At 69.5% G+C, this 2,277-nt stretch carries 1 protein-coding gene; it reads left to right on the forward strand.

Going from position 1 to position 2,277, the window contains the following annotated elements; all coding sequences use genetic code 11:
• The coding region (locus AC3EQ1_RS31255) for a type I polyketide synthase (RefSeq protein WP_432097676.1) at positions 1-2,277 on the forward strand (2,277 nt) is incomplete at both ends.

The following is a 2,277-nucleotide window of genomic DNA, read 5'->3' on the forward strand; positions in this document are numbered from 1 at the left end:
AGCTCTGACCGGCCTTCTGGCTTCCCAGCCCGCCGAACACCCGCTGACCGCTGTGTTCCACACGGCCGGCGTCCTCGATGACGGGGTCATCGAGTCGCTCACCCCCGAGCGCTTCGCCACGGTTCGTAAGGCCAAGGCGGATGCGGCGTGGAATCTGCATGAGTTGACGCGTGATCTGGATCTGTCGGCGTTTGTGATGTTCTCCTCCTTCGCGGGCACCGCGGGGAGTGCGGGGCAGGGCAATTACGCGGCTGCGAATGCGTTTTTGGATGCGTTGGCGGTGGTGCGGCGTCAGGAGGGTCTGCCTGTTACGTCGGTGGCGTGGGGTGCGTGGGCCGATGAGGGGATGGCTGCTGACGGTCGTGCCGTGGAGGAGCGGCTGCGGCGCAGTGGTGTGGGTGCGATGGCGCCTGAACTGGCGTTGGCCGCATTGCGGGTGGCGTTGAAGCAGGGCGACACGGTGGTGACGGTTGCGGACCTGGACTGGGAACGGTTCGCCCCGTCCTTCACCGCCGCCCGCCCCAGCCCCCTCCTCACCGAACTCCCCGAAGCACAAGAGGCATGGGCAGCATCAGGCGTTGAGGTCTCATCGGATCCGGCACCTGCCCTCGGGCTCGGGCAGCGGCTGAAGGAGCTGTCAGCGGCTGAGCGTGAAGCAGAGATGCTCTCCCTGGTCCGCGAGCAGGCATCCGCCGCCCTCGGACACGCCTCGCCGGATGCGGTGCAGTCGACGCGCGCCTTCCGCGACCTCGGATTCGATTCGCTCACCGCGGTCGAACTCCGTACTCGGTTGCAGCGGAGTACCGGACTGGCCCTGCCCGCCACACTCGCGTTCGATCACCCCACCTCCGAGGCTCTGGCGCGCCATCTCCTCGCCGAACTCACGGACGAGAACCCGGAGGCCCTCTCCGGACCTCCGATCGAGGGCAGCCTCCCCGTGGACGACGACCCCATCGTCATTGTGGGGATGAGCTGCCGGTTCCCCGGGGGCGTCAGCTCCCCCGAGGACCTGTGGAACCTCTTGGCCGAGGGGCGCAGCGGCCTCTCCGGGTTCCCCACCGACCGCGGCTGGGACCTGGACGGGCTGTTCGATCCGGACCCGGACCGTCCGGGCACGAGCTATGTCCGTGAGGGCGGTTTCCTGCACGACGCGGCGGAGTTCGACGCCGGGTTCTTCGGGATTTCGCCGCGTGAGGCGCTCGCGATGGACCCGCAGCAGCGCCTGCTGCTGGAGACCTCGTGGGAGGCGTTCGAACAGGCGGGAATCGACCCGCTGTCCGTACGGGGCAGCCGCGTCGGTGTCTTCGCGGGCACCAACGGCCAGGACTACGCGACACTGTCCCGGCACGCTCCGGAGAGCACCGAGGGCTACCGCGGCATCGGCCATGCCGCGAGCGTCGTATCGGGCCGCGTGGCGTACTCGCTGGGCCTCGAAGGCCCGGCCGTGACGGTCGATACGGCCTGCTCGTCCGCACTGGTTGCTCTTCACTGGGCAGCGCAGTCGCTGCGCCAGGGCGAATGCACGATGGCCCTGGCCGGCGGCGTCACCGTCATGGCGACCCCGGCCGCCTTCATCGAGTTCAGCCGTCAGCGGGGTCTGGCGGCGGACGGCCGGTGCAAGGCGTTCGCGGATGCGGCGGACGGTACGGGCTGGGCCGAGGGTGTGGGGATGCTGCTGGTGGAGCGGCTGTCCGATGCTCGTCGGAACGGTCATCCGGTGCTGGCGGTGCTGCGGGGTTCGGCGGTGAACCAGGACGGTGCGTCGAATGGTCTGACGGCGCCGAACGGTCCGTCGCAGCAGCGCGTCATCCGGCAGGCGCTCGCCAACGCCCGCATGTCGCCCGAGGAGGTGGATGCGGTGGAGGCGCACGGCACGGGTACGGCACTGGGTGATCCGATCGAGGCGCAGGCGTTGCTGGCGACCTATGGTCAGGGGCGTGCGGACGGCCGTCCGTTGCGTCTGGGTTCGGTGAAGTCGAACCTTGGGCACACACAGGCGGCCGCGGGTGTGGCGGGTGTCATCAAGATGGTTCAGGCCATGCGCCACGGAGTCCTGCCCCGGACGCTCCATGTCGATGAGCCCACCTCGCAGGTGGACTGGTCGGCCGGCGCTGTCGAACTCGTGACGCAGCCGGTGGACTGGCCGGACACCGGGCAGCCGCGTCGAGCGGGCGTTTCCTCCTTCGGCGTGAGCGGCACCAATGCGCACGTCATCCTCGAAGCGGCCCCGGCCAGCGACGACGCCCCCTTGGTACGGCTCGACTCCGAGCCCAATGT

This window comes from Streptomyces sp. bgisy100, from assembly GCF_057709105.1.